Origin of the sequence: Vibrio nereis NBRC 15637, assembly GCF_001591105.1 — a bacterium.
Lineage (GTDB): Bacteria > Pseudomonadota > Gammaproteobacteria > Enterobacterales > Vibrionaceae > Vibrio > Vibrio nereis.
Window position 1 is genome coordinate 20225 of the sequence record NZ_BCUD01000014.1, and the last position, 25985, is coordinate 46209.

Sequence of the window (25985 nt, forward strand, 5' to 3'; positions counted from 1 at the left end):
TCTATTTAGTCTCTGATTCTGAGCCCTAGCACCAAGCTAAGAGCAATCCAGAAGTACAAAGGCCAACTGCCTACTTGTCGGTAAGGTGTTTGCCCAGATGTAGACATGACTTCAGTTCGAAGAACGCCAGTCTCAAACTGTGGGATTTGTGCGACAACGGTTCCTTTGAAATCAGTGACCGCTGTTACCCCGTTGTTGGTTGAGCGAATCACTGGCTTGCCCAACTCTAATGCGCGCATCCGCGCTATTTCCATATGTTGCAGCGGTCCTATCGAACGACCAAACCAAGCGTCGTTCGATAGTGTTAGGATGAAATCCGTCTCTTCAGTGACGTTTTGGCGAACTTGTTCGTTAAAGATGATTTCGTAGCAGAGGGCGGGGGCCATTTGCTTACCATTTGCATCAATGTTGGCTTGGATAAAGTCCCCTTGACTGAATGATGACATCGGCAGGTTAAAAAACGGCGCCAGCGGTCGTAATATGCTCTCAAATGGTACAAATTCGCCAAAGGGCAACAAGTGATGCTTGTGATAGCGCTGGCTCATGTCATAGCTGTAATCGCCGTAGGTCGTTTCACCCACCGTTAGAATGCTGTTGTAAAACTTTTTATCTTCCCCTTGATTGACGACCCCGGTAATGACCGCGCTGTTGTTCATTTTGGCCGCTGAGTCTAGATTGCTCAGGAAAGAAGACAGTTCAAACTCAAACGCAGGGACGGCGGCTTCTGGCCAAATGATGATGTCCGCATCCCAGTTTTCTCGCGTAAGGTCAGTGTACTTCATTATGGTTGGCCAACGCTGGCTTGGTACCCATTTGAGTTCTTGAGCAATGTTGCCTTGAATGAGCGCGAGCTTAGTTGTGCTGTCAGGATTTGGGGTCACCCAGTTGGCAATTTTTAGTCCATAACCTGCGGAAAAAATAATGACAGGAATGAGCAGGTGCATCCACTGCTTTTTTATCAAGGTGTAACTGATACAGGCTGCGCTTATCATCACCAGCAATGTGAGGAGCTCCACCCCACCAACCGGAGCAAAATTCGCGAGTGGGCTATCGATTTGGCTATAGCCGAGCCATAACCAAGGAAAGCCTGTCATGACCCATCCGCGTAGCCAATCAAAAATTAGCCAAAGCGCTGGGGCGACGAGGAAAAACTTTATCCGATTTTCTGATGGGAAGAATCGATTCAAGCTCCAGCAGAAGAGAGCGGGGTAGAGTGCGAGGTAACCGACCAGCAACGCCATTAAGAATAGGCTGGCAATCTTTGGCATACCACCAAAAGTATCAATACTGATGTGTACCCAACTGATGCCAGTGGCAAATTGACCTAAGCCCCAAGCATAGCCAATCCCTAGTGCGCTTTTTGCAGATTGGCGGTGGATGAGGAGTAGTAGCAAGGCTGGGCTTAAAATAGCAAGCGGCCAAAGCTGATAAGGAGCGAAAGAAAGTGTGGTAATAGCGCCAACAAAAACGGCCGCGAGCGGCCGTTTTAGGCGATGAAAAATCGTATTATTCATCGTATCTTATTCGAGTGTCCCTAATGGGATATTAGCGTTACTCTTCGGTAATTTCTGGAAGAGGCTCTTCATCGGGGATGGTAACTTGAATCTGCAGCACTCTGCGGTTGTCCGCTGAGGTGACTTTAAAGCTGTAGCCTTCGATATCTACCACTTCACCACGTGAAGGAAGATGACCAAACGCTGTCATTACCATGCCACCAACCGTATCGACTTCGTCATCACTGAAAGAGGTTTTGAAATTATCATTGAATTCTTCAATGGTGGTCAGCGCTTTTACTGAGTAGGTGTGTTTACTCAGTTTGCGAATATCTAACTCTTCTTCATCATCGAATTCATCTTCAATTTCACCAACGATTTCTTCAAGAATGTCTTCAATAGTCACTAGACCAGAAACACCCCCGAATTCATCTACGACAATCGCCATGTGATAACGTTCCTCACGGAACTCTTTAAGTAGACGGTCAACGCGTTTACTTTCCGGAACAACCACCGCAGGGCGGATGACTTGTTCGATATCAAATGGCGCACAGTCTGAACCTAAGTATTTAAGTAAGTCCTTCGCAAGCAGGATGCCTTCTACATGGTCTTTATCTTCACTGATCACTGGGTAGCGCGAGTGCGCCGCATCTGTGATTAGGTTAACCAGAGCGTCGAGATCGTCGCTACGGTCAACGGTGACCATTTGCGAACGCGGGATCATGATATCGCGCACTCGCATTTCAGCGATTTCCATAACACCTTCGAGCATGTCGCGTGTGTCATGGTCAATCAGGTCGTTCTCTTCAGAGTCGCGGATTACTTCCACAAGCTCTTGGCGATCTTTAGGTTCACCCTGGAAGATTTGACCTAGGCGGCCGAAGAAGGACTTTCTACTCGGACCTTCAGATTTTTCTTTCTTACCTTCTAGAGATGAGGTCGAATTGTCTTCGTTCATTGTTTCTCATTTAAGTAACGCTATCAGATGTGTGATAGCACACGTAAGCTAATCGAGATGTTAAGGATTAGCTCTGCTTTTCAGCAATGTACGGGTCTTCAAATCCCATACCTTGCATGATTTCTGTTTCGAGTGACTCCATCTCTTCAGCTTCGTCATCCTCGATATGATCATAACCTAGCAGATGCAGGCTACCATGTACAACCATATGCGCCCAATGTGCCATCAAAGGTTTGTCTTGCTCTTTGGCTTCTTGTTCAACCACTTGGCGACAAATGATTAAGTCGCCAAGCAGGTCTATCTCCATTCCTGGAGGCGCTTCAAATGGGAACGACAGCACATTGGTTGACTTATCTTTGCCGCGATACTCATGGTTGAGTTGGTGGCTTTCTTCTTCATCAACGATTCGTACAGTTACTTCTGCTTGCGGTTGAAACTTTTCAATCGCACTGCAAAGCCAGCGGTGGATATCGTCAAAGCTAGGTAGACCATTTTCATCTTCGACAGCTAGCTGAAGATCTAGTTCGATGCTCATTATTCTTTATTCTCACTCGCAGTAGCTTGTTCTGTGGTGGTGCTTTGAGATTCTAACAGCTTTGCTTCACGTTCTTCACGACGACGTTTCTCGTAGGCTTTGCGCTCTTTTTGATCTTGAGCTTCCCATTTTTCATAGGCGTTCACAATTCGCGCAACTACTGGGTGGCGTACCACGTCATCTGACTGGAAGAAGTTAAAGCTGATTTCGTCGACTTCATTGAGCACTTCAACAGCATGGCGTAAGCCTGATTTCGCGCCTCGTGGTAAGTCAATCTGAGTGACGTCACCAGTGATAACAGCACGCGAGTTAAAGCCGATACGTGTTAGGAACATTTTCATTTGTTCCACGGTGGTGTTCTGGCTTTCATCAAGAATGATAAACGCGTCGTTGAGTGTGCGACCACGCATGTATGCAAGCGGCGCGACTTCGATGACATTACGCTCGATGAGTTTTTCAACACGCTCAAAGCCTAGCATCTCGAATAATGCGTCGTACAGTGGACGAAGGTAGGGGTCGACTTTTTGGCTTAAATCGCCAGGTAGAAAGCCCAGTTTTTCACCCGCTTCAACCGCTGGACGTGTAAGCAAAATACGACGAATTTCTTGGCGCTCAAGCGCATCAACCGCGGCGGCAACGGCTAGGTAGGTTTTACCCGTACCAGCAGGGCCAATACCGAAAGAGATATCGTGTGTCACCATGTTGACCAAGTATTGAGCCTGGTTCGGTGTGCGGGGTTTGATGATGCCTTTCTTGGTCTTTACAAAAACTTCTTTACCGTGCTCGATATTCGATTCTGTGTTTTGTTCCAGAATGCCAGTTTCTTTGATGGCTAAATGGATTTCTTCTGGTTCGATATCAGGAATATTGCCACGCACAGGGGCTGTGTTTACGTAAAGCGTTTTGATGATTTCAAGTGCTGCCGCAGAGGTGTGAGGTTTACCCACGATGGTGAAAAAATTGCCACGATAGCTAATTTCAACACCTAAACGGCGCTCTAAGTGTTTGATATTGTCGTCGAAAGGACCGCAAAGGCTTGCCAAGCGGCGATTATCTGAAGGTTCTAGATTGATTTCTAGAGTTACAATTTTATTGCTCAAAGTAGCCTCTCATTTTGTGCCATTTTGTAGAAGCCCGATTTAGACCGGGCTTCTAATGGCTTTACATCCTTTTTCTAAGATGGTCACTTAGTCAGGTATTTTCAAGCTTTAAGGCGTAAACGTTGCTACACCTAGCTCATCTTCGCGTTTTGTCTTCGCCATCATTTGCGTTGGCGAGATGATAGTACGCAGATCCATCTCTTTTTCAGTACGTACAATTTCGCCACGCAGTGAGTTTGCAAATACGTCGGTGATCTTCACATCAACAAATTGGCCAATCAGCTCAGCGTTACCTTCGAAGTTAACCACACGGTTGTTTTCTGTACGGGCACGCAGTTCCATCAGGTTTTTCTTAGATGGACCTTCAACAAGAACACGTTGCTCAGTGCCTAGCATTAGGCGTGAGTAACGCATCGCTTGGCTGTTGATGGTTTGTTGTAGTTCGTAAAGACGATCTTTCTTCTCTTGTTCAGGAGTGTCACATGGATAATCAGCGGCAGGCGTGCCTGGACGAGGTGAGAAGATAAAGCTAAAGCTCATATCAAAATCTACGTCTTTAATAAGCTTCATTGTGTCTTGGAAATCTTTATCTGTTTCACCTGGGAAACCCACGATGAAGTCAGAACTGATTTGAATATCAGGACGCGCTTTACGTAATTTACGGATGATTGACTTGTATTCGATGCCAGTGTGTGGACGCTTCATCATGGTTAGGATGCGGTCACTACCACTTTGTACTGGCAGGTGCAGGAAGCTCACTAGCTCTGGCGTGTCTTCGTAGACTGCGATGATGTCATCAGTAAACTCTAGCGGGTGGCTAGTGGTAAAACGAATACGGTCGATACCGTCGATTGAGGCAACTAAGCGTAGCAGCTCTGCAAATGAGCAGATTTCACCGTCGTGCATTGGACCACGGTACGCATTTACGTTTTGACCGAGTAGGTTGACTTCACGTACACCTTGCTCAGCTAGCTGTGCGATTTCGAATAGCACGTCATCCATTGGACGGCTTACTTCTTCACCACGTGTGTAAGGTACTACGCAGTAAGTACAGTACTTAGAACAACCTTCCATGATAGACACGAACGCTGTTGCACCTTCTGCACGCGGTTCTGGCAGACGGTCGAATTTCTCGATCTCTGGGAAAGAAATGTCCATGACTGGCGCGTCATCTGACTGTGACTGTTTGATCATCTCAGGTAGACGGTGCAGTGTCTGTGGACCAAAGATAACGTCTACAAATGGCGCACGTTCACGAATGTGGTCGCCTTCTTGAGTGGCAACACAGCCGCCAACACCGATCACTACGCCTTCTTTTTTATCTTTTAGCGTTTTCCAACGACCTAGCTGGTGGAATACCTTTTCTTGCGCTTTTTCGCGGATTGAACAGGTATTAAGTAGTAGTACGTCTGCTTCTTCTGGTTCTTCTGTCAGTTCATAGCCGTTAGCCGCGTTCAGCAGATCCGCCATTTTTGATGAATCGTATTCGTTCATCTGGCAGCCCCAGGTTTTAATTAGCAGTTTTTTACTCATGTTGTTCGCTCGATCGTTAGTTTAAATTAAGGGAGCAAATCGCCCAATATTTCCAGTAAGTCACCGACGATATTAACCGTTGGTGACCAAGTTTTAGCCGCCCTCACGGCGGTAAGCGGCGTATTGTACTGCTTTAAAAACCTACTGACTAGTGTTGTCACTTATTCTGTTAAAACCTATGCTGTACAAGGGCTTTGCCCAGATAACAGGCAAGGTTTTTAGTTACATTTTAGTAATGAAACCGTACAATAAAAAATAGCTAAATAATCAATATGATGAAGTACGAAATATGAGCAAGTATGATGTTGCCGTCATCGGTGGGGGCATGGTGGGTGCTGCGGTAGCGTTGGGTTTTGCTAAGCAGGGCAAGCAAGTGGTTGTCATTGAAGGAAGAGAGCCACAACCGTTTTCTGCCGACCAGCCAATGGATATTCGAGTTTCTGCAATATCGGAGCATTCAGTTGAGGTTTTAAACAAATTGGGTGCTTGGGGTAACATCTCACAAATGCGAGTGTGTCCATATCGCCGCTTAGAAACGTGGGAGCACCCTGAATGCCGAACTCGTTTCCATTCTGATGAGCTGCATATGGAGCGTTTAGGTTACATTGTTGAAAACCGCCTCATACAGTTAGGATTGTGGGCGGAATTTGAAAAACACTCGACTATCAAGGTGAGATGCCCTGAGACTCTTGAACATATTGAATTTGGCGATGTATCTAAGATTACTTTGGCATCTGGTGACTGTATCGAAGCTCACTTAGTTGTGGGCGCGGACGGTGCAAACTCCAAGGTTCGTGATTTAGCGGGAATAGGTGTCACCGCGTGGGGTTACCGCCAACATTGTATGCTCATCAATGTTGAAACCGAGCTTCCTCAGCAAGACATTACTTGGCAGCAGTTTAATCCATCCGGCCCACGTTCATTTTTACCGCTTTGTGGGCATCAAGGTTCACTGGTCTGGTATGACTCACCAAAGCGTATTAAGCAACTCTGTGCGATGAGTAAAGAGCAGCTAAGAAATGAGGTTCTTGCCCACTTTCCAGCAGAACTGGGTGACATTAGCGTTCTGCAGTTTGGGGCGTTCCCTCTTACGCGACGACATGCGCAATCCTATTTTAATCGAGGGTGTGTATTGGTGGGAGATTCCGCACATACCATTAATCCACTAGCGGGGCAGGGGGTAAACCTCGGATTTAAAGATGTTGAAGCCTTGCTGGAAGTGACGGATGGCAAAGAAGACTTGTCTAATGAGTTGCTTGAGCAGTATGAGCGTAAGCGTCGTCCAGATAATTTACTAATGCAGTCGGGAATGGATTTCTTTTATAAGGGCTTTAGCAACGACTTACCGCCATTGAAATTCATTCGAAATGCCGCGTTAAAAATGGCCGAAATGTCAGGGCCGATTAAAACGCAGGTCTTGAAGTATGCTCTTGGGTTAAAATAGATAAATTAAGAACAACAAAAAACGCTGCCATTGGCAGCGTTTTTTTATATTTCGCTAAGTTTGAATTACTTAGTTACACGTAGAACTGGAGTTTCACCTACAGTTACAGAACCAGAAAGCTTGTTCAGCTCTTTGATTTCATCCATGTTAGAAATCACTACTGGAGTAAGAGTAGACTTAGCTTTTTCTTCAAGAAGAGCTAGATCGAATTCGATGATAGTGTCACCAGCTTTTACTGATTGACCTTCTTCTGCGATACGTTTGAAGCCTTCGCCTTTAAGTTCAACAGTGTCGATACCAAAGTGAACGAATAGCTCAACGCCGTCATCAGATTCGATAGAGAATGCGTGGTTAGTCTCGAAGATCTTACCGATAGTACCGTTAACTGGAGCTACCATTTTGTCGCCTGTTGGCTTGATAGCAATACCGTCACCAACGATTTTCTCAGCGAAAACAACATCTGGCACATCTTCGATATTTACGATTTCACCTGAAAGTGGCGCGATGATTTCAATTGCACCAGCGTCAGCGCTGTCATCAGATACAAGCTTCTTAAGTTTATCAAACAGACCCATTGTGTCATGCTCCTAACGTTTTTATGTAATTCTGTCGAATTATAGTATACCAATCTTACAAGATAGACGACTATTTTCGCCGTCTATCTTATTGGAATTAACTGTTTATTGAGTTTTCTCTGCGATGAATTTTTCAACAACAGCTTCAATCTCTGCAGCGGTTGGAAGAGAAAGGGCTTCTTCTGCCATCGCTTTCACTTCTGCGAAGTTAGAGTTACGAACGACTTTCTTCACTTTAGGGATAGAGATACCGCTCATAGAAAACTCATCTAGGCCCATACCTAGAAGAAGAAGTGTTGCGCGCTCATCGCCTGCAAGCTCACCACACATACCAGTCCACTTACCTTCCGCGTGAGAAGCATCAATCACTTGCTTGATCACGGTTAGTACTGCTGGTGATAGTGGGTTGTATAGATGAGAAATCATCTCGTTACCACGGTCAACCGCTAGCGTGTACTGAGTTAGGTCGTTAGTACCGATAGAGAAGAAAGACACTTCCTTCGCTAGGTGGTGTGCGATTGCTGCTGCAGCTGGGGTTTCAACCATTACACCAATTTCGATGTTTTCGTCGAATGCATGACCTTCAGAGCGTAGTTCTGCTTTGTACTCTTCGATCGCTTTCTTAAGCTCACGGATTTCTTCAACAGAGATGATCATTGGGAACATGATGCGTAGTTTACCGTGTGCAGATGCACGTAGGATACCACGTAGCTGGTCACGCAGGATTTCACGGCGATCCAAGCTGATACGTACTGCACGCCAGCCTAGGAACGGGTTCATCTCTTTTGGTAGATCCATGTATGGTAGATCTTTGTCGCCGCCGATATCCATAGTACGGATGATCACAGCTTGGCCGTTCATTGCTTCTGCAACTTCTTTGTACGCTTGGTATTGCTCTTCTTCAGTTGGAAGTGCGTCACGGTCCATGAATAGGAATTCAGTACGGTACAGACCAACGCCTTCACCGCCATTACGGATGATGCCGTCACAGTCTTTAACAGTACCGATGTTACCGCAAACTTCTACGCGGTGGCCGTCAGTTGTTTCTGCGTGCAGGTCTTTTAGTTTCGCTAGCTCTTCTTTTTCTGCTAGGAATGCCGCTTTCACTGCTTTCGCTTCTTCTACTTCAGCGTCAGAAGGGTTGATAACGATCTTGTTGTTCATCGCGTCAAGAATCAGCATGTCGCCGTTCTTAACTTGTTTAGTGATGTCGTTAGTACCCACGATAGCTGGAAGTTCTAGAGAACGAGCCATGATTGAAGTGTGTGAAGTACGACCGCCGATGTCACAAGCAAAACCAAGAACGTAGTCTAGGTTGATTTGTGCAGTTTCAGATGGTGTTAGGTCGTAAGCGACTAGGATAACTTCTTCTTCAATATCGCTTAGAGAAACGATGTTGATGCCTAGAGCATTTTTAACAAAACGTGTACCGATATCACGGATATCCGTTGCACGTTCTTTTAGGTATTCGTCGTCTAGAGATTCTAGAGCAGATGCTTGCTCTTCGATAACGGTATGAATTGCGTTATCAGCAGACATCTTATCTTTTTTGATAAGTGCTAGGATTTCTTCCTCTAGCTCTTCGTCTTCAAGAAGCATGATGTGACCTTCAAAGATCGCTTCTTTCTCTTCACCGAAGGTTTCAAGTGCTTTCTGCTTGATGGTTTCTAGCTGTGCAGCAGATTTGTTACGAGCGTCAAAGAAACGCGCAACTTCTGTTTCTACTTGAGCATCAGAAATAGGGTTTGTGTTTAGGACAATTTCATCTTCTTGAAGTAGTAATGCTTTACCAATAGCAATACCAGGAGATGCTAGGATGCCTGAAATCATAGCTTTACCTTAAATTGGTCAACTTTAAAAACGGGAGACTAATGAGTGCACTAACGATAATTAGTAGCTTAAATTCTGCTCTATTTCCAACAAAGCCATTTTGCTTTCACAAAATGGCTTTAGAAATAGTAGACCGGATTAGTGTAGTTGGTCCATTAGAGCAACTAGGTGGTCTACAGCTTGTTGAGCTTGTGGGCCCTCAGCTGAGATAGAAACTACTGTACCTTTCACTAGACCAAGAGTTTGTAGTTTAAACAGGCTCTTTGCGCTAGCGCTTTTACCGTTAGAAGTCACAGTGATGTCCGCATCAAATGCTTTTGCTTCTTTAACGAACTGCGCCGCTGGACGAGTGTGAAGACCGTTTTCAGCAGTGATTTCTACTTGCTTCTCGTACATGTTATATACCCCAATTGATTTATATTTTAGATAGTTTATTAACCAGAATTAGCTTAACTGCTAACTTTGTAATCCGCTATCAACTGAACCTAATGTCCGTGTCATAACTGATACTGGTTATCAATTTTTCACATATGACCCCAATCTGTGTTGGATTTCATAGCGAGATAATTTCTTATTAAGCTTTTTATTTTGAAGCTAGAAATAAAACTGTCCTGATATTACCAAAGGTGAGGTAAGGATCAACAAAAAAGCCCCTACACGGGGCTTTTTTAAACGAAAAATTGATTTCGAACCATATTATTGCTGGTTCTCTTTCTCCGTAAAGATACCTGCAAAGAGTGCGGTACTTAGGTAACGCTCACCTGAACTTGGTAGAACGGTAACGATTGTTTTTCCTTCAAATTCAGGGAGTTCTGCTAATCGGTTCGCTGCCACAACCGCTGCGCCTGATGAAATACCAGCTAGGATACCTTCCTCTTCCATTAGGCGACGAGCCATTTCAATTGCTTCTTCAGAAGTTACTGTCTCAACGCGGTCTAGAAGCTCTAAATCCAAGTTTTCAGGGATAAAGCCTGCGCCAATACCTTGAATTTTGTGTGGCGCTGGTTGAATTTCTTCTCCGGCTAATGCTTGAGTGATCACTGGAGATTCAGCAGGTTCGACGGCAACAGACACGATGTTCTTGCCTTTCTCGCCTTTAATGTAGCGGCTTGTACCTGTGATAGTACCGCCAGTACCAACACCAGCAACAAACACGTCTACTTCACCATCTGTTGCATCCCAAACTTCAGGTCCTGTTGTCTTTTCGTGGATCTCTGGGTTTGCTGGGTTGTTGAATTGCTGAAGCAGTAGGTATTTTTCTGGGTTGCTTGCCACAATTTCTTCTGCTTTAGTAATCGCGCCTTTCATGCCTTTAGCTGCTTCTGTTAATTCTAGGTTTGCACCTAGTGCTTTTAGCAGCTTACGACGTTCTAAACTCATTGACTCCGGCATAGTCAGAGTCAGTTTGTAACCACGAGCCGCGGCAACAAAAGCAAGCGCGATACCTGTATTACCACTGGTAGGCTCTACTAGTTCAACACCTGGTTTCAGTTTGCCTTGTTTTTCTGCATCCCAGATCATGTTTGCACCGATACGGCACTTCACGCTAAAGCTCGGGTTACGCGCTTCGATCTTAGCAAGTACTTTCCCGTTACTTACTTTGTTCAGGCGTACTAGAGGTGTGTTACCGATAGTCAGTGAATTATCTTCGTAGATTTTGCTCATGGCGTGATCCTTCATCATATTGATTCGCTTCGAGGGTATTTAACTCTCAAAACTACTTATGTTCTATTAAAATTTGACTGTGTAGAGAGTAGGACAGGTGAAAAAACTAGAAAAGGATTAAAAAGTTATATGATATGAACATGTAGTCACGGCTATGAATAGAAGGGAGATGAGTGTTTCTATCTCCCCTTCTTCAAAAATGCATAGCAGGCTATTTATTTTTAAACTCGTTGACCCACATGGCAGTCGCGCCACAGACCGCAACTGGCATTACGATAAGGTTTAGTAACGGGATCGTTGTGAAAAAAGCAACCAGAGCGCCAAATCCATAAGCCTTCCCTTGTTTTTGTTTCAAACTGTAACGCATGTCGTTAAAGCTGACTTTGTGGTTGTCGAACGGGTAGTCACAGTATTGAATGGCCAGCATCCAAGCAGTAAACACAAACCAAAGTACTGGGCCTAGTGTTTGGCCAAGACCAGGAATAAGCAAAAGAAGAAACAGGCCAATGGCTTTTGGTAATACATAAACCAACTTTCTCCATTCACGAGCAAGAACGCGTGGAACATCTTTGACTACAGCAAGCATGCCGTCTTCGTTGACTCTTTGCTTGGTTAAATGCTCCTCAACTTTCTCAGCAAGCAAGCCATTGAATGGTGCTGCTATAAAATTGGCGAGTGTGCTGAAGAAATAAGAGAAGGTTGCCAAAATTGTCAGTACAAGAATTGGCCACAGTATGTAGCTTAACCAAGAAAGAAAATCAGGAAGTTGCCCCATCATCTGGTTTATCCAACTATCTAGGTTGGAAAATAGGTAAAACAAAGCCCCCCCAACAAGTAAGATGTTAGTGAGAAGTGGGAATAGAACGAACCGACGAATACCAGGGGTAAGCGCGAGCTCTAAACCATAAAAAAAGTAGCCGAAGCCAGAACGTTGACGTGTAGTAAAACTCATATTTTAAAATCATTTAGTGGTTTAAAAACGAACGACAGTTATCTTAACAAGAAAAAAGCGTGTTCAAAATCACAACATTCTGGGAACTTCTAACATTAAGTTGTTCTAAAACAGGTGAGAGTTTTGGTAGAGTTACTGTTAGTTAGGTTTAACCAGATTCAATATCGTGACTTTGTGGGCGCGATTTATCGAATAATTGAGAGTAAAAAATGCAGGAACTGCGATTCGTACTCATAATTGTCGGAGCACTAGCGATTGCCGCTTTGCTGTTCCACGGTTTATGGACAAGCAAAAAAGAAGGTGCGGCTAAGTTTGGTAACAAGCCTCTGCGCAAACTAGATGTTGATAATGAAGATGAGTCAGACGTTTTATCAGAGCGTTCATTTGCTCCTGAAGATGACTTTGAGATTATCCGCAAAGACAAAAATGAGTCAGAATTTTCAGCTGAGCCTATAATGGCTGACCCTTTAATAGATGGTTACTCAGAACCTCAGCCTGTTGCTAAACCCGAAGCAAAAATTATTGATGAACCAGAGCTCGATTTGCCATCAATATCAACCAAATCGTTTGATGATGTTGAAGACAAGGTTGAACCAGTGATTGAAGCGCCCCAAGCTGAAGTAGAAAATATTGAGCTTGAGGTAGAGAAAAAAGCCGAGCCAAAACCAGAGCCAGAAATGCAGGTCATAGTCATCAATGTGCACTGTGCAGGTGATGAGCCGTTTGTTGGTACTAGACTGTTTGATAGCATGCAACAAAATGGGCTTCTCTACGGTGAAATGGATATTTTCCACCGTCATGCTGATCTCTCTGGTACTGGGAAGGTGTTATTTAGTGTTGCCAACATGATGCAACCAGGAACCTTAAAGCACGATGATCCTGCAGAGTTCTCCACAAACGGGATCTCATTCTTTATGACATTGCCTTGTTTTGGCGACCCGGAGCATAACTTCAAGCTGATGCTGAAAACGGCACAGCAAATAGCGGATGATTTGGGCGGCAACGTACTTGATGATGCGCGTAATTTAATGACGCCAAACCGCATTGATGCTTATAAGGCGCAAATAAAAGCATTCAAATCCGCTACTGCTTAAATGTATAAAATGCATTCTTAGGGCTCCTTTACGGAGCCTTTTCTTTTTTGGTAGATACCTATTCTAACTATTGCTAATAGGTAGCTGTCTGTTCATACTCCATTGCAAATATATTGGTATCCCGCTTAACCACGGTACCAAGTTTGGAATGATTTACACACCAGAGTTAGTTATGTCGCAACAGATTCAAGATAAACTCAACCAGTTACGTGAAACCCTTCATTATCACGGCGTGAAGTACTACGTCGAAGACAGCCCAGAAATCCCGGATGCTGAGTATGATCGCTTAATGCGAGAGTTACTGGACATAGAAGCCCAACACCCAGAATTAATCAGTCAGGACTCTCCGAGCCAACGTGTAGGTGGGGCTCCTTTATCTGCATTCGAATCGGTTGCTCATGAAATCCCAATGCTATCTCTTGATAACGCGTTTGACGACAGCGAGCTCAATTCATTTCATAAGCGCATGTCCGATCGTCTTCCTTTAGCTAAATTCGATGCGTTTTGCTGTGAGCCTAAATTGGACGGTTTGGCGGTAAGCTTACTGTATGAAAATGGTGTTTTAGTTCAGGCTGCGACTCGAGGAGATGGCGCTACAGGTGAGAACATTACGGAAAATGTACGTACGATTAAGGCCATTCCACTAAAACTTTATGGCGACGGTTGGCCAGCAAGAATCGAAGTGCGTGGCGAAGTATTTATGCCTAAAGCAGGCTTTGAGAAGCTAAACGAACAAGCGTTAAAAAAAGGGGAAAAAGTTTTCGTTAACCCACGTAACGCGGCGGCGGGTAGTTTGCGCCAATTGGATTCGAAGATTACCGCAACCCGTCCACTCAGTTTTTACGCCTATAGCGTAGGAGTTGTCGAAGGTGCAACACTTTCAAAAAGCCATTATGAGCGATTCTTACAGCTTAAAGGTTGGGGATTACCAATGTGCCCTGAGACACGTCTTGTCGGCACCTTGGATGAAGTGAAAGCTTACTATCAAGACATATTGGCTCGTAGAGACGAGCTCGGTTATGAGATTGATGGCGTTGTGATCAAAGTCGATGACGTTTCGCTTCAAGAACAGCTTGGTTTTGTGGCGAGAGCACCGCGTTGGGCCATCGCGTATAAATTCCCAGCACAAGAAGAAATCACCACACTAAATGAGGTCGAGTTCCAAGTAGGGCGTACCGGTGCAATTACGCCAGTAGCAAAACTGGAGCCTGTCTTTGTGGGTGGTGTGACAGTGAGTAATGCGACCTTACATAACGCAGATGAGATTGCACGTTTGGGCGTGATGATTGGTGATTGCGTCATGATTCGACGTGCCGGTGACGTGATTCCTCAGATTGTTTCGGTCGTGACGGAACGTCGCCCTGATGACGCACGTGAGATTACTTTCCCAACCCACTGCCCGGTTTGTAACTCAGAGGTTGAGCGAGTAGAAGGGGAAGCGGTTGCTCGTTGCTCTGGTGGCCTAGTCTGCCAAGCTCAACGCAAAGAAGCATTGAAGCACTTTGTATCCCGAAAAGCACTGGATGTTGATGGACTAGGTGACAAAGTCATTGAGCAGCTTGTTGACCGAGAAATGGTAGAAACCCCAGCGGATCTATTTAAGCTATCGGCAGGCGTTCTCACCGTGCTTGACCGTATGGGACCAAAGTCAGCACAGAATGTTGTAGATGCACTAAATAAATCAAAAGAGACTTCTCTTCCTCGTTTTCTATATTCTTTAGGAATTAGAGAAGTCGGTGAGGCGACTGCAGCGAATCTCGCCCAACACTTTAAAACTCTTGAGGCAGTGAAGATCGCAACGCATGAACAATTGATAGAAGTTCAGGATATTGGTGCTATTGTTGCGAGTCATATCACGGCATTTTTCGCGCAAGAGAAAAACTTGAACGTGATTGATGAGTTGATTGAGCAAGGCGTTTGTTGGGCTGAAATTGAAGACAAAGGCGATGATGTCCCACAGCCTCTAGCGGGCAAAACAGTGGTATTAACGGGTACTTTATCTCAATTATCTCGTAATGATGCGAAGGCCGCGTTACAGAACTTAGGCGCTAAAGTGACTGGCAGTGTTTCGAAGAAAACCGATATTTTGTTTGCTGGTGAGAATGCTGGCTCAAAGTTAGCAAAAGCACAAGAACTCGGTATTGAAGTTCGAAGCGAGCAAGATCTCATAGAAATGCTGTAAATAAATCTAATTTATTTTGCTGTCAGAGCCACCGTTTAGGTGGCTTTTTTTTGTCCAAAAATAACTGCCAATATAAAGCATGTTAAACCCACTATTATCGTCAGTGATCGTGTTCAAATAACCATAAAATAAGGTGTTCTCTATCAATTACTGCGAGGCATATCAATAGGGGGTTATGGTTTTTATTGTTTAAGGTTTTGTTTTTATTGAGTTTTGTTTCTTTAAACAGAATTTCATTCCGTTTGTTGTCGATCGCGATCACTGAGTAACAAAAACTTTGTAGCGGCTCATATTTTTTTAGATGAAAACTAAGTTCCTATTGATGTTTTTTGTCGCGAAGTTAGTCTGAAGCCATGGATACACACGGTGTATGCAGAAAATAGAAAATCAAAAAATTAGTTAATAATTCGAGATTTTCAAAAATAGGAAATCCTTTCTCCCTTCGGCGGCCAACTTAAGGTGAGAAAAAGAAAAAACAGCTATATCCAATTTTTTAGGAGTTTTTCCATGGACAAAATGTTTAAACGTACCCTTGTGGGTGCTGCAATCGCGACAGTGGCAGCAGCAGGTTCTGCAAATGCGGCCGTACAATTAGCCGGCGAGAATTTTGAAATTTACGGTACAGCAGCGCTGTATAATATGACAAGTATGCCGGAGCCTAGCGGTGCAGAGACTACCAACACGGTTGGCGTTGAATCGAAGATTGGTTTTAAAGGTAAACACGTATTTGAAGATTTTGGCCCCAACCTAATCTGGCAAATTGAATCTGGTTGGGCTTCTCACGAAGGACAAGCTGGTGGCAGCCATGACAAAGGTATTCTAGGTGGCCGTGATACGTTTATTGGTTTAGATTTCGATGATGTCGGTTCGATCAAAATTGGTCGTCAGCTAGTGGCAGCGTATAACTACGTGGATTGGCCACACAGTAATCCAGGTCTAGGTAACGTTTTCGATTGGAATAATGACCTTGGTCAAGGCTTCCAAGACCGTGCTGATAACGTCATCCGTTTTGATTCTGCAACATGGAACGGCTTTAACTTCCAAGCGTCTCTATCTGGTATGGAAGATTCAACGTCAGACGTTGTTACGTCTGTAGCGGCATCTTACTCTCAAGATATGTTCAGTGTTCACGCAGGCTTATATGACCGTAGTGAAGCTGCAGACAAATCGTTTAAAGAGCATTCTTATGGCATCTTTGGTGGTAGTTTATACCTAGATAAACTAACACTGACGGCAGCTTATAAAATGATGGAGCATGATGGTAAAGATCAAAATGCATTGTCAGCAACGGCTCAGTATATGTTTACCGATAAGTTCCTGATGAAAGTCGGTTACGCCGCAACCGATGAAGTTGATGGTACAACGAATACGGATGATCAAGCGCTAACCGGTCGTTTAGGTTACCTGTTGCCGAGTACTTATTTGTACCTAGATGTTCGTAACTACGACATGAATGGTTCAACTGAAGATAAGGATTCAACTAACCTTCTGCTTGGTGCTGAGTACTACTTCTAATCAAGCTTTAGCTATTTCACTGACTTTTCGCGAGTGCCGGGTAGGCACTCGCATTTTTATCTCTAGAGGACTAAATAATGAAATTATTAAGAAGTACGATTTTTGCAGCGGGTATGATGGCGTCATTTAGTTCTTTTGCAGCTGTTGACGTGGATTTTGATGTTGCGATTGAGCCTTTACTTATTAATGGGGAAGAAGTGAGTTCTTTCGCTACCCAAATGACTAAAGCGGAATTAGATGACGGACCAAATCAAATGGTCGTTCGAGTATCAAAGTTAATCCGTAAAAACGGTGTATACACTAAATTTAAATCAGAACCTTTGGTCGTAACGTTTGATGCCGCCAACGTCGGTATTTACCTGGAGCCAGGCAAGAAGTTTTCGTCTGCCGAGCAGGTTGGAGACTTTCAAACAAATCCAACGCTAAAAATTACTCAAGCAGATGGGCGACTATTGGATACACATATTCAGACATTACCGAGAGGCAAAGGGCTGGTTAGAGACTTTGGAGAAGAGTTGGCGGCTTACAATATGGCCAATGACTATACATTTACTTATTCAGGTAACCTGAATAGTGTAGGTGATACCGTTGTTGAAACCTCATCAAAAGATGCTAATTTACCAAAAAGTGATACCAAAGTAGCATCAGAACAGAGTGGAAACGTACAAGTATCTCTCAGAGAAACGGTAAAAGTAGAGGCTTTAAAAGGGCAGTTTAAAAGCTTAACACCTACTCAGAAGAAAGAGTTTCTTTCTTGGGCGATCATGCAATAACTATTAATCCTACTAAAAAGTAGAAAGCCAGTGACGGAAAAATCACTGGCTTTTTTCTTACGACTTACCGCCTTGGAGGCGACACATTTCAACTGGGATGTATTTTTGCTCACCATTTGGCATTTCACATTGAACCAAAGGCCCTAGTTGAGTACTTCCTGTTGAGTTCATAGTGTTTGCATTCGCTCCAAACACTGCCACGCCAAAACCTACTAGCAATACAATTAAACTTTTCATGTAAACTCTCCAAACCAAACGCAATACGTGCTTTGACCTGCAATAGAGTGAAGCTTTTCACTCATACTGGTTAGTATAGAAATGAAGGTTGATACATCAAGTAAATGGCTGAAATTATTAGCTTTATTTTTAAAAATAAGTAAGTGTGGCTAGTTGGTGGTTTTTGTTTAAGTATTGTTTTTGAAAGGGAAATAGAGTTATTTTCTTTGAGCAGGCTCTAAACTTTTTAAGGAAAATATTAGCGCTAGTTAAATTCAACCGGAAAATAGGCTAATGGATAAGTTTGTCGCTGTTTCACTTTATTTTATTAAAATTAAATTAGATAGTTATGTTTATTTTTAACTATTATAAATGGCTAAAAACATATCTTTTTATGTGGCTTTTGGGTGTGAAGCGATCTTACGCAGTTGTTTTTTATTATTGGTAATGTGTTTTGTGGAAGTGCATTTAAGAATGAGAGCTTAAAACGGGGGCTCCTTAAGAGAATATGAGGAGCCCGTCCAGAAGGAGTTATTTTTTTGCTTCTATCGTTAAGATAATGCCATCAACAGCGATTACTTCTACTAGAGTACCAGCTGTCAAAAGTGTCTCCGATTTAGCGGTCCAAGTTGTATCACCGACTTTTACTCTGCCTTTTCCAGCAGGAAAATCCTCATCAAGTTTTATCACTTGCCCCACAAGCTGCTTTTGTTTTTGATTTAAATCTCTCTGGTCATCGCTTTGTTTATCGTGCGTTAACTGACGTCGCCACCATAACCATGTGGTGATGAGAGAAAAAGAACCAAACGATGTCCATTGTAACTGCCAGCTTAAAGGGACTACAGCCAATAAAATACCGACTAAAAGAGCAGATAACCCTAACCAAAGTAGGTAGCCAGCCGCGCCAAGTAGTTCTGCTGCTAACAGAAGTAAACCCAGCGCAAGCCAGTGCCAATAATTTATCGAATCTAATAACTCAACCAAGTGTGTGCCTATTTTTTCTCATCAGTTTGATGTTTAAACATTTCCGCAATACCTGCCACCGAGCCCATCAAACCAGATGCTTCTAGTGGTAGCATGATGATTTTACCATTTTCTGCCTGTCCGATAGTTTTTAGCGCGTCGGTGTAGCCTTGCGCGATAAAGTAATTGACTGCTTGCATATCACCTTGTGAAATTGCTTCAGAAACCATTGTTGTCGCTTTGGCCTCAGCTTCTGCCGCGCGTTCGCGGGCCTCAGCTTGTAAAATAGCGGCCTGCTTGTCACCTTCTGCTTTTAAAATTTCCGATTGTTTTTGCCCTTCGGCACGAAGAATTTCGGCTTGACGAATCCCTTCTGCTTCAAGAATTTCAGCACGCTTATTACGCTCTGCCTTCATTTGAGCGTTCATAGCCGCGGTCAGATCTGTCGGTGGCTGTACATCTTTGATCTCGATACGGGTAATTTTGACGCCCCAAGGGTTTGTTGCTTCATCGACAATAGTAAGCAGCTTGGTGTTGATCATATCGCGTTGACTGAGCATCTCGTCAAGCTCCATGGAACCGAGAACCGTACGGATGTTGGTTAAGGTTAAGTTTCGGATCGCATGCTCAAGTTGGTTCACTTCATACGCGGCTTTTGGCGCATCAATAGCCTGTACAAAACAAACGGCATCAATGGTAACGTTCGCGTTATCTTTAGAGATCACTTCTTGCGCTGGAATATCAAGCACACGTTCCATCATGTTGACTTTATGACCGATCCCATCGACAAATGGAATAATAAAGTTTAGCCCAGGTTTTAACGTATGTGTGTAACGTCCAAAGCGTTCTACCGTCCAGTGGCTACCCTGAGGGACGGTTTTAACACCAGCGAAGATAAAGGCGATAGCGACAATAAGAAAGCCGCCAATTGTGATAAGTGACTCAACAACCATATTTCATTTCCTTGATTAATTAAATATGTCGATTGTTGCGTAATTAAACACTGCGGACAAAGAAATAAATGAGAAGTGCAGCGAAGTTTAGGAAAATAAAAAGCCGGCAAAACCGGCTTTGTGAATGCTAGGTAGGAAACTAGTACAGCAATGAATACAGTTGGCGTCGATATTTGGCTGAAATAGCATTGCCTTGGCCAAGTGCAGACAAGATATCCATAAAGTGCTTTTTCAGTTCGCCATCTTGTGCATTTAAGTCTGTACGTAAAAACCCCCATAAAAGTTCTAACGCTTCTTCATCTCTGTTGACTTGATGGTAGCTAAGCGCCAGTTCGGCTGCGATTTTTGTATCGCTAGGGTTACTTTGAAGCGAAGATTCAAGCTGTTGTATTTCAGGGCTATTGGCTGATTGCTCGTGAAGCTCAAGCTTGGCAACAAGACTCTTGTAGTAGTTGTCTTGGTATTCCAGAGGAATATGCTCTAGCAGTGTTTTGGCTTCAGTGAAATCTTGCGTTTCTAAGTAGCACTCGGCTAAAGCCAGTTTCACATCACCCTTTTGCTGCATATCAACAGGAAGTTGCTGAAGAATAGGCAGCGCTTGCGCGTGTTGGCTTTGCTGAATTAACTCTAGGGCTTGTTTTAAGCTCATTTCTTCTTGGCTAGGAAGATGCTTGGCCAGCATAGCTTGTATAGCTGAACGCTCTTGCGGACCACCCAATCCATCAACAGGTTGTCCATTAACAAATAGCGCAATTGTCGGTAGTGCCTGAACGCCAAACTGAGAGGCGATGACTTGCTCTTGTTCACAATTAAGCAGTGCTAGCGTAAATGCGCCATTATATTGCTGAGCTAGGGTTTGAAGTTCGGGAATAATTTGTGCACTTTCTTGGCTCATCGGTGCCCAAAAATGAATAAGCACAGGAGTTTGCATTGAGCCTTCCAGTACTTGACGGAAGTTCTGTTCGTTTAGCTCGACAATAAAAGGTGATTGCATCTAACGTATCCTTGCTGCGGTTTCTATACATTTAAGATATGGGCAGAGCATACAGATATCAAGGGGTTGGAGGAGACAAGAAGCACCACAAGTTGTATGGTGCCTTTTGCTACTGATAAGCGGTGAAGGTGGTTACAAAACGATAAACAAAACGAGCGCAACACCCACACCAAGCCAGTTTAATTGGTTTAATGACATGCAATTTGACCGAATGTAACCTTGGGTTAATTAACTTGTACTTAGTGTTGTGGTTAAAATTAACGCAATATTGTTACGGTAAAATTACATTGAGCGACATTTTTATGTGGCCTTTATCAAGATTTTATCGAGTAGCCTCGTTGGAAGTAGGCGCTTTAGTATGGCGAATACTTTTGTTGGTGTTGTGATTCGGTAGCGGATCTTGGGCTTTGGGGACTCTAATGCATGGATAAGAGGATCAACACAAGATTCTGGTGGAAGCACAAACGCGTTGTTTGATGTTTCTTGCTCTAAGCGCTGCAATTGTTGTTGGTACTGAGATTCATGGGGACTGCCTTCGAGAGTAATCCATTTCAAGAACGCTTGTTTTGCATTGGCTCTAAACTGAGTTTCGATTGGGCCGGGTTCCAGTAGACTGATATGAATATCCGTATCGTTAAGCTCCAACCTTAGTGTGTCAGTCCAACCCTCTAGTGCAAATTTAGACGCATTGTACGCGCCACGGTATCTCATCGCTGCAAACCCAAGCACAGAGCTATTCTGTACAATTCGGCCATAGCCTTGCTTTCGCATAGTTGGCAGCAACTCACAAACTAATTGGTGCCAGCCGAAAAAGTTAGCTTCAAACTGTTCACGTAATGCTTGAGTCGGGAGATCTTCAATTGCGCCCGGTTGTCCATAAGCGCCATTGTTAAACAGTGCATCTAAACGGCCATCGGTGAGTTTCAGGGTCTGCTTTACGCCATTCGAGATACTTTGTGGATCGGAAAGATCGAGTTGAATGCATGTTAAGCCTTCCGTCCTCAACTTATCAACATCTTCAGGCTTTCTGCAGGATGCGATTACTTGGTAGCCACGCTGATGAAGTGCGTGTGCGCTGACGTATCCGATGCCCGTTGAACAGCCGGTGATAAGAATTGATTTCGTCATGTTTCCATTCTCTAAGACTTCACTAAGTCATTAGAGTAAAAGATTATTCATGATGTTGTAATAAGTTTTTTAGAGCAGGTGCGAGTCGAGAGTAACTGAATTTATACCCAAGCTCAGTCAACTTTTTCGGTTTGGCGCGGATGCTATCAAACAGCAGTACCGAGCTTTCACCCATGGCTAACTTAAGTGCCCATTTAGGCGTAAAGAGTAAATGAGGACGTTTTAATGTCTTCGCGAGCGCTTTACTGAAAAATGTGTTGGTCACAGGGTGGGGGGCACAAAGATTAAACGGACCGTGTGCGTGCTCGGTTTCCAGTAAGTAAACAATGCCACGAACCATATCTAGCATATGGATCCAAGGCATATATTGTTGGCCATTACCAATCGGGCCACCAAGGCCGAGTTTGTATGGCAGCAGCATTTTACTCAGTGCGCCCCCTTCAGGCGAAAGCACAATGCCTGTTCTTAGGGTGCAGACACGCGTTGACTCAGAGCTAGCACGGTTGGCTATGTTTTCCCAAGTCGCGCACACTTGGTGCGGAAACCCTTCATGGTGGACCTGCAATTCTTCATCAAATGGATGCTCTTGTTGGTCACCGTAGTAGCCGACTGCGGAGCCACTAATAAAAACAGAGGGAGGGGCTGTACTGGCGTGGATGAGATCAACAATCCTCTCAGTCAGATTCCAGCGACTGTCACAAATCTCTTTCTTTTGTTTTTTGCTCCAACGTTTATCAGCGATGGGTTCCCCAGCTAAGTTAATCACAGCATCAAACTCGTTGAGATCATGAAGATGGTCTAAGCTAGATATGTATGAAATATTGCCCATATCAGCATGATTGACGATGGACTTTGCTTTACTTGGTGAGCGGGTGAGCATGACCAGATGATGGGTTGTCAGATGCTTAATTAGTTCCCTACCAATAAACCCAGTGCCCCCAGTGAGCAGTATCTTCATCCATCTCTCCTTGAACATATGTGCAGGTTAATGACTGTACGTAACCCTATTTATTATAGCGAGTTAGATCAATACCGGGGCATTGTTTATGCAAAGATAATGGTTATCACAAAATTAACAATTTGTTACGTTTATTGATCGTCTCTCAAGCACTATCACATCAAATCAGAAACTCATTTGTCATTATGTAGTTACCGCATAGTGAGTAGGGACACATATGGAAGCAATAGCTGCGTTAATAAAAGCGTTTTTAGGGAGTCTGAGAGATCTCCTGCCTATTATTATTGTTATCGCATTTTTTCAGCTTATTGTGCTGCAGGAACCACTTCCTAACTTGCTCTCTATTTTGTTTGGCCTGTTGCTCGTGGTGGCCGGGTTGACGTTTTTCATCTTCGGTTTGGAAATGGGGTTATTTCCTATTGGCGAGTCCATGGCGCAGGCATTTGCGCGCAAAGGAAGTCTGTTCTGGCTAATGGTGTTTGCATTTTGCCTTGGTTTTGGCACCACAGTGGCAGAGCCGGCTTTGACCGCGGTTGCAGATGAAGCCGCAGAAGTCGCCGCTGAAGGGGGAATGATCCCAAATGATGAGGTGGCGATGGAGGAATACGCCAATGGGTTAAGGTTGAGTGTCGCTTTGTCGGTTGGGTTCGCGATTATGCTTGGCGTCCTAAGAATCTTAAAAGGGTGGTCGATTCAATACATGATCATCATAGGTTACATCGGTGTGGTTGTGCTGACCATGTTTGCACCAGAAAGCATTATTGGCGTGGCTTATGACTCTGGTGGTGTGACAACCTCGACCATCACGGTGCCGTTGGTCACTGCATTGGGAGTGGGTCTTGCTTCTGCAATTAAAGGGCGTAATCCCATGATTGATGGTTTTGGTCTGATCGCTTTCGCGTCACTACTGCCGATGATGTTTGTCATGGTGTATGGAATGGTGGTGGCATGATTGAGTGGTCCCATTTTTCCGCGACGTTTATTAGTACCATCGGTGATGTACTGCCTATATCGGCCATTCTCTTTGGTTTCCAGTTTGCAATTCTTCGAAAGCCTGTCACGAATTTACCCAAAATTATCCTCGGATTTGTGTATGTCATCTTGGGTTTATCACTGTTTCTAATTGGTTTAGAAATGGCGTTGTTTCCATTGGGGGAAACAATGGCAATTCAACTCACTGCTCCGGAATTTTTGCAGCAGTTTAGGCTGTCTGAGCAAGGCGCCATCCATTGGAAAGATTATTACTGGGTGTATTTGTTTGCTTTCTGTATTGGTTTTAGCACAACGGTAGCGGAGCCTTCTCTTATCGCAGTCGCAATAAAAGCGAATCGAGTCTCTGGTGGCACGATTAGCGTGAATGGCTTGCGGTTTGCGGTCGCGCTTGGGGTCGCGATTGGTATAGCTTTGGGCAGCTACCGTATTGTGGTGGGGGATCCTATTCATTACTACATCATTGCAGGTTATATCGTAGTTGTTGTTCAAACCTTTTATGCGCCAAAATTAATAGTGCCCCTTGCTTACGATTCTGGAGGTGTCACAACCTCAACGGTCACCGTGCCTTTAGTGGCGGCTCTTGGGTTAGGTTTAGCATCGACAGTGCCGGGGCGAAATCCCATGATAGATGGGTTTGGTTTGATTGCATTTGCGAGTTTGTTTCCGATCATTTCTGTTATGGGTTATGCCCAAATCACTCGCTGGCTCAGTCGTGGGTCAGAGAAGGAGGATAATGAAAATGCGCTTTAAATTGATATTAGCTTTTGTCGAGGACAGCAGAACAGACGCTGTACTGGATGCTGCAAGAAATGCAGGAGCTACAGGGGCCACCGTGATTAACAATGCCAGAGGTGAAGGGCTCATTAAAAAGCGAACGTTTTTAGGTTTGACATTGGATGTGCAAAAAGACGTTTTGCTCTTCGTGGTGGAGGAGCACTTATCCCGGCATATTTTAGAAACAATCAGCAGTGTCGGCGAGTTTGACTTGGAGTCAGGGCAGGGCATCGCGGTTCAAATCGATATTGAAGATGCGGTTGGCGTTGCTCACCAGGTCGAAAAACTAACTAAAGTGGTAGAGGATGAGTTATGAGTAGCCATGAGAAAATTAGCGTCAGAGATGTCATGGCGAACACTTATGTCATGATTGATGGTTTAACCACAGTACGTGAAGGCATCCAGTTGGCTAAGCAATATCAGGTCAAGGCTTTGGTGGTAAATAAACGTCATGATGATGATGAATACGGGATCGTACTGATGAACGATATTGCTAAAAAAGTGTTAGCAAAAAACCGCTCACCAGACCGAACCAACATATATGAGATTATGACTAAGCCCGCTTTGTCTGTTCCACCGGATATGCATGTGAAGTACTGTGCAAGACTGTTTGAGCGTTTCGGCATTAGCCGCGCACCCGTTGTGGACTGTGGCAAAGTGATCGGCATGGTGAGTTACAACAATATTGTGATTAACGGCATGGCGCGGGATGACGATTAGATACCGTTTAACGTAGAATATCCTCTGTATTTATGAGGATATGATGTCATGAAATTATTTTTTGCCTCAGACTTGCATGGCAGTTTGCCAGCAACCGAAAAAGCGCTCGAGAAATTCAAACAGTCGGGCGCAGAAACCTTGGTGCTTTTGGGCGACGTGCTTAACCATGGGCCGCGTAATCCAATCCCTGACGGTTATAACCCGCCTCAAGTGGCGGAATTGTTGAATCAGTACGCTGATAAAATCATTGCGGTCCGCGGGAATTGCGATAGCGAAGTGGATCAAATGTTGCTCTCCTTCCCAATGATGTCTGACTACGCTTGGATTTTGTTGGCGTCGGGACAACGACTATTTTTAACTCATGGCCACTTGTATAACGCACAAAAGCGGCCAGCACTAAAGCAGGGAGATGTGATTGTTCATGGTCACACACACATTCCCGTCGCAGAAAAAGAGGGCGAGCAGTTCATCTATAACCCTGGCTCTGTCACTTTTCCTCGTAATGGCTTTGCGGCCAGTTATGGCTTAATGGAAGGCGAAACGCTTAAAGTGGTGACCTTTGAGGGTGAGGTACTGGCCAGTATTAATATGGGTTGATTCTATTTTCACAAAGGCAGCGAGTGGTGCTGCCTTTTAT

General features: G+C 44.2%; 26 protein-coding genes. 10 read left to right on the plus strand and 16 right to left on the minus strand.

The genetic code is table 11. The features are described from left to right. Nucleotides 1-5 precede the first annotated feature (5 nt). The 5 genes from lnt to miaB all read right to left on the minus strand — a co-directional run bounded on the left by lnt (nucleotide 6) and on the right by miaB (nucleotide 5619). The gene (lnt, locus tag VNE01S_RS14135; protein WP_053396904.1) at nucleotides 6-1514 is read right to left on the minus strand and encodes an apolipoprotein N-acyltransferase; all 1509 of its coding nucleotides are present in this window, start codon (nucleotides 1512-1514) and stop codon (nucleotides 6-8) included. A gap of 37 nt (nucleotides 1515-1551) precedes the next feature. Beyond that, nucleotides 1552-2451, minus strand: coding sequence for a CNNM family magnesium/cobalt transport protein CorC (gene corC / locus VNE01S_RS14140; protein ID WP_053396905.1), 900 nt, complete (start codon nucleotides 2449-2451; stop codon nucleotides 1552-1554). 67 nt (nucleotides 2452-2518) lie between these two features. Beyond that, on the minus strand, nucleotides 2519-2986 hold the full coding sequence (ybeY, locus tag VNE01S_RS14145; protein ID WP_053396906.1) for an rRNA maturation RNase YbeY: 468 nt from the start codon (nucleotides 2984-2986) through the stop codon (nucleotides 2519-2521). After that, nucleotides 2986-4086, minus strand: coding sequence for a PhoH family protein (locus VNE01S_RS14150; protein WP_053396907.1), 1101 nt, complete (start codon nucleotides 4084-4086; stop codon nucleotides 2986-2988). The genes ybeY and VNE01S_RS14150 overlap by 1 nt, the downstream gene beginning before the upstream one ends. A 108-nt stretch (nucleotides 4087-4194) precedes the next feature. Next, nucleotides 4195-5619, minus strand: a complete 1425-nt coding sequence (gene miaB / locus VNE01S_RS14155) for a tRNA (N6-isopentenyl adenosine(37)-C2)-methylthiotransferase MiaB (protein WP_053396908.1) — start codon at nucleotides 5617-5619, stop codon at nucleotides 4195-4197. Between the two features lie 289 nt (nucleotides 5620-5908). Between miaB and VNE01S_RS14160 the strand changes: the two genes are divergently transcribed. Beyond that, the gene (locus VNE01S_RS14160) at nucleotides 5909-7063 is read left to right on the plus strand and encodes a 2-octaprenyl-3-methyl-6-methoxy-1,4-benzoquinol hydroxylase (RefSeq protein WP_053396909.1); all 1155 of its coding nucleotides are present in this window, start codon (nucleotides 5909-5911) and stop codon (nucleotides 7061-7063) included. Nucleotides 7064-7128: 65 nt separating this feature from the next. Here VNE01S_RS14160 and crr read toward each other — a convergent pair whose 3' ends face one another. The 5 genes from crr to cysZ form a co-directional block, all read right to left on the minus strand. After that, nucleotides 7129-7638, minus strand: coding sequence for a PTS glucose transporter subunit IIA (gene crr, locus VNE01S_RS14165; protein WP_053396910.1), 510 nt, complete (start codon nucleotides 7636-7638; stop codon nucleotides 7129-7131). Nucleotides 7639-7743: 105 nt separating this feature from the next. Beyond that, on the minus strand, nucleotides 7744-9468 hold the full coding sequence (gene ptsI, locus VNE01S_RS14170) for a phosphoenolpyruvate-protein phosphotransferase PtsI (protein ID WP_053396911.1): 1725 nt from the start codon (nucleotides 9466-9468) through the stop codon (nucleotides 7744-7746). Nucleotides 9469-9606: 138 nt separating this feature from the next. Beyond that, nucleotides 9607-9864, minus strand: a complete 258-nt coding sequence (locus VNE01S_RS14175) for an HPr family phosphocarrier protein (RefSeq protein ID WP_004415108.1) — start codon at nucleotides 9862-9864, stop codon at nucleotides 9607-9609. Between the two features lie 300 nt (nucleotides 9865-10164). Continuing rightward, entirely contained in the window at nucleotides 10165-11133 is a 969-nt protein-coding gene (cysK, locus tag VNE01S_RS14180; RefSeq protein ID WP_053396912.1) for a cysteine synthase A, read from the minus strand. Nucleotides 11134-11344: 211 nt separating this feature from the next. Then, entirely contained in the window at nucleotides 11345-12085 is a 741-nt protein-coding gene (cysZ, locus tag VNE01S_RS14185) for a sulfate transporter CysZ (protein WP_053396913.1), read from the minus strand. Between the two features lie 209 nt (nucleotides 12086-12294). Here cysZ and zipA point away from each other — a divergent pair, with 209 nt between their 5' ends. The 4 genes from zipA to VNE01S_RS14205 all read left to right on the plus strand — a co-directional run bounded on the left by zipA (nucleotide 12295) and on the right by VNE01S_RS14205 (nucleotide 17649). Next, on the plus strand, nucleotides 12295-13179 hold the full coding sequence (gene zipA, locus VNE01S_RS14190; RefSeq protein ID WP_053396914.1) for a cell division protein ZipA: 885 nt from the start codon (nucleotides 12295-12297) through the stop codon (nucleotides 13177-13179). A 172-nt stretch (nucleotides 13180-13351) separates the two neighbouring features. Then, nucleotides 13352-15361 carry an NAD-dependent DNA ligase LigA gene (gene ligA, locus VNE01S_RS14195; RefSeq protein ID WP_053396961.1) on the plus strand — a complete coding sequence of 670 codons (2010 nt, stop codon included), beginning with the start codon at nucleotides 13352-13354 and terminating at the stop codon, nucleotides 15359-15361. Nucleotides 15362-15868: 507 nt separating this feature from the next. Further along, nucleotides 15869-16876 carry a porin gene (locus VNE01S_RS14200; RefSeq protein WP_053396915.1) on the plus strand — a complete coding sequence of 336 codons (1008 nt, stop codon included), beginning with the start codon at nucleotides 15869-15871 and terminating at the stop codon, nucleotides 16874-16876. A 77-nt stretch (nucleotides 16877-16953) separates the two neighbouring features. Beyond that, nucleotides 16954-17649 carry a DUF2057 family protein gene (locus VNE01S_RS14205; RefSeq protein ID WP_053396916.1) on the plus strand — a complete coding sequence of 232 codons (696 nt, stop codon included), beginning with the start codon at nucleotides 16954-16956 and terminating at the stop codon, nucleotides 17647-17649. 57 nt (nucleotides 17650-17706) lie between these two features. Here VNE01S_RS14205 and VNE01S_RS14210 read toward each other — a convergent pair whose 3' ends face one another. The 6 genes from VNE01S_RS14210 to VNE01S_RS14235 all read right to left on the minus strand — a co-directional run bounded on the left by VNE01S_RS14210 (nucleotide 17707) and on the right by VNE01S_RS14235 (nucleotide 22861). Next, entirely contained in the window at nucleotides 17707-17886 is a 180-nt protein-coding gene (locus VNE01S_RS14210) for a hypothetical protein (protein WP_053396917.1), read from the minus strand. Between the two features lie 510 nt (nucleotides 17887-18396). Next, nucleotides 18397-18849 carry an NfeD family protein gene (locus VNE01S_RS14215; protein WP_053396918.1) on the minus strand — a complete coding sequence of 151 codons (453 nt, stop codon included), beginning with the start codon at nucleotides 18847-18849 and terminating at the stop codon, nucleotides 18397-18399. Between the two features lie 8 nt (nucleotides 18850-18857). After that, entirely contained in the window at nucleotides 18858-19781 is a 924-nt protein-coding gene (locus VNE01S_RS14220) for an SPFH domain-containing protein (RefSeq protein WP_053396919.1), read from the minus strand. Nucleotides 19782-19920: 139 nt separating this feature from the next. Continuing rightward, entirely contained in the window at nucleotides 19921-20775 is an 855-nt protein-coding gene (locus tag VNE01S_RS14225) for a co-chaperone YbbN (RefSeq protein ID WP_053396920.1), read from the minus strand. A 300-nt stretch (nucleotides 20776-21075) separates the two neighbouring features. Further along, nucleotides 21076-21903, minus strand: coding sequence for an SDR family oxidoreductase (locus VNE01S_RS14230; RefSeq protein WP_053396921.1), 828 nt, complete (start codon nucleotides 21901-21903; stop codon nucleotides 21076-21078). Between the two features lie 43 nt (nucleotides 21904-21946). Then, on the minus strand, nucleotides 21947-22861 hold the full coding sequence (locus VNE01S_RS14235; protein ID WP_053396922.1) for a TIGR01777 family oxidoreductase: 915 nt from the start codon (nucleotides 22859-22861) through the stop codon (nucleotides 21947-21949). A gap of 217 nt (nucleotides 22862-23078) precedes the next feature. On the opposite strand from VNE01S_RS14235, the gene VNE01S_RS14240 reads away from it, so the two are divergent. The 5 genes from VNE01S_RS14240 to yfcE are packed head-to-tail and all read left to right on the plus strand — an operon-like array spanning nucleotide 23079 to nucleotide 25945. Continuing rightward, nucleotides 23079-23813 carry a DUF1538 domain-containing protein gene (locus VNE01S_RS14240; protein ID WP_053396923.1) on the plus strand — a complete coding sequence of 245 codons (735 nt, stop codon included), beginning with the start codon at nucleotides 23079-23081 and terminating at the stop codon, nucleotides 23811-23813. Beyond that, nucleotides 23810-24604: a DUF1538 domain-containing protein gene (locus VNE01S_RS14245; RefSeq protein ID WP_053396924.1), complete on the plus strand. Its 795-nt coding sequence runs from the start codon at nucleotides 23810-23812 to the stop codon at nucleotides 24602-24604. Before VNE01S_RS14240 ends, VNE01S_RS14245 begins: the two co-directional genes overlap by 4 nt. Beyond that, entirely contained in the window at nucleotides 24594-24944 is a 351-nt protein-coding gene (locus VNE01S_RS14250) for a P-II family nitrogen regulator (protein WP_053396962.1), read from the plus strand. Before VNE01S_RS14245 ends, VNE01S_RS14250 begins: the two co-directional genes overlap by 11 nt. Next, nucleotides 24941-25348, plus strand: a complete 408-nt coding sequence (locus VNE01S_RS14255) for a CBS domain-containing protein (RefSeq protein ID WP_053396925.1) — start codon at nucleotides 24941-24943, stop codon at nucleotides 25346-25348. The genes VNE01S_RS14250 and VNE01S_RS14255 overlap by 4 nt, the downstream gene beginning before the upstream one ends. 48 nt (nucleotides 25349-25396) lie before the next feature. Beyond that, complete coding sequence (gene yfcE / locus VNE01S_RS14260) at nucleotides 25397-25945, plus strand: phosphodiesterase (protein ID WP_053396926.1); 549 nt, start codon at nucleotides 25397-25399, stop codon at nucleotides 25943-25945. Nucleotides 25946-25985 lie beyond the last annotated feature (40 nt).

Excerpts from the sequence above, each read along its gene's own strand:
- miaB (WP_053396908.1), bottom strand. The coding sequence starts at position 5,619 with ATGAGTAAAAAACTGCTAATTAAAACCTGGGGCTGCCAGATGAACGAA.
- VNE01S_RS14175 (WP_004415108.1), bottom strand. The coding sequence starts at position 9,864 with ATGTACGAGAAGCAAGTAGAAATCACTGCTGAAAACGGTCTTCACACT.
- lnt (WP_053396904.1), bottom strand. The coding sequence starts at position 1,514 with ATGAATAATACGATTTTTCATCGCCTAAAACGGCCGCTCGCGGCCGTT.
- VNE01S_RS14220 (WP_053396919.1), bottom strand. The coding sequence starts at position 19,781 with ATGGTTGTTGAGTCACTTATCACAATTGGCGGCTTTCTTATTGTCGCT.
- VNE01S_RS14230 (WP_053396921.1), bottom strand. The coding sequence starts at position 21,903 with ATGACGAAATCAATTCTTATCACCGGCTGTTCAACGGGCATCGGATAC.
- cysK (WP_053396912.1), bottom strand. The coding sequence starts at position 11,133 with ATGAGCAAAATCTACGAAGATAATTCACTGACTATCGGTAACACACCT.
- VNE01S_RS14160 (WP_053396909.1), top strand. The coding sequence starts at position 5,909 with ATGAGCAAGTATGATGTTGCCGTCATCGGTGGGGGCATGGTGGGTGCT.
- VNE01S_RS14250 (WP_053396962.1), top strand. The coding sequence starts at position 24,594 with ATGCGCTTTAAATTGATATTAGCTTTTGTCGAGGACAGCAGAACAGAC.
- crr (WP_053396910.1), bottom strand. The coding sequence starts at position 7,638 with ATGGGTCTGTTTGATAAACTTAAGAAGCTTGTATCTGATGACAGCGCT.
- VNE01S_RS14200 (WP_053396915.1), top strand. The coding sequence starts at position 15,869 with ATGGACAAAATGTTTAAACGTACCCTTGTGGGTGCTGCAATCGCGACA.
- VNE01S_RS14210 (WP_053396917.1), bottom strand. The coding sequence starts at position 17,886 with ATGAAAAGTTTAATTGTATTGCTAGTAGGTTTTGGCGTGGCAGTGTTT.
- zipA (WP_053396914.1), top strand. The coding sequence starts at position 12,295 with ATGCAGGAACTGCGATTCGTACTCATAATTGTCGGAGCACTAGCGATT.
- cysZ (WP_053396913.1), bottom strand. The coding sequence starts at position 12,085 with ATGAGTTTTACTACACGTCAACGTTCTGGCTTCGGCTACTTTTTTTAT.
- VNE01S_RS14245 (WP_053396924.1), top strand. The coding sequence starts at position 23,810 with ATGATTGAGTGGTCCCATTTTTCCGCGACGTTTATTAGTACCATCGGT.
- ybeY (WP_053396906.1), bottom strand. The coding sequence starts at position 2,986 with ATGAGCATCGAACTAGATCTTCAGCTAGCTGTCGAAGATGAAAATGGT.
- ptsI (WP_053396911.1), bottom strand. The coding sequence starts at position 9,468 with ATGATTTCAGGCATCCTAGCATCTCCTGGTATTGCTATTGGTAAAGCA.
- VNE01S_RS14255 (WP_053396925.1), top strand. The coding sequence starts at position 24,941 with ATGAGTAGCCATGAGAAAATTAGCGTCAGAGATGTCATGGCGAACACT.
- VNE01S_RS14225 (WP_053396920.1), bottom strand. The coding sequence starts at position 20,775 with ATGCAATCACCTTTTATTGTCGAGCTAAACGAACAGAACTTCCGTCAA.
- corC (WP_053396905.1), bottom strand. The coding sequence starts at position 2,451 with ATGAACGAAGACAATTCGACCTCATCTCTAGAAGGTAAGAAAGAAAAA.
- ligA (WP_053396961.1), top strand. The coding sequence starts at position 13,352 with ATGTCGCAACAGATTCAAGATAAACTCAACCAGTTACGTGAAACCCTT.
- VNE01S_RS14240 (WP_053396923.1), top strand. The coding sequence starts at position 23,079 with ATGGAAGCAATAGCTGCGTTAATAAAAGCGTTTTTAGGGAGTCTGAGA.
- VNE01S_RS14205 (WP_053396916.1), top strand. The coding sequence starts at position 16,954 with ATGAAATTATTAAGAAGTACGATTTTTGCAGCGGGTATGATGGCGTCA.
- VNE01S_RS14235 (WP_053396922.1), bottom strand. The coding sequence starts at position 22,861 with ATGAAGATACTGCTCACTGGGGGCACTGGGTTTATTGGTAGGGAACTA.
- yfcE (WP_053396926.1), top strand. The coding sequence starts at position 25,397 with ATGAAATTATTTTTTGCCTCAGACTTGCATGGCAGTTTGCCAGCAACC.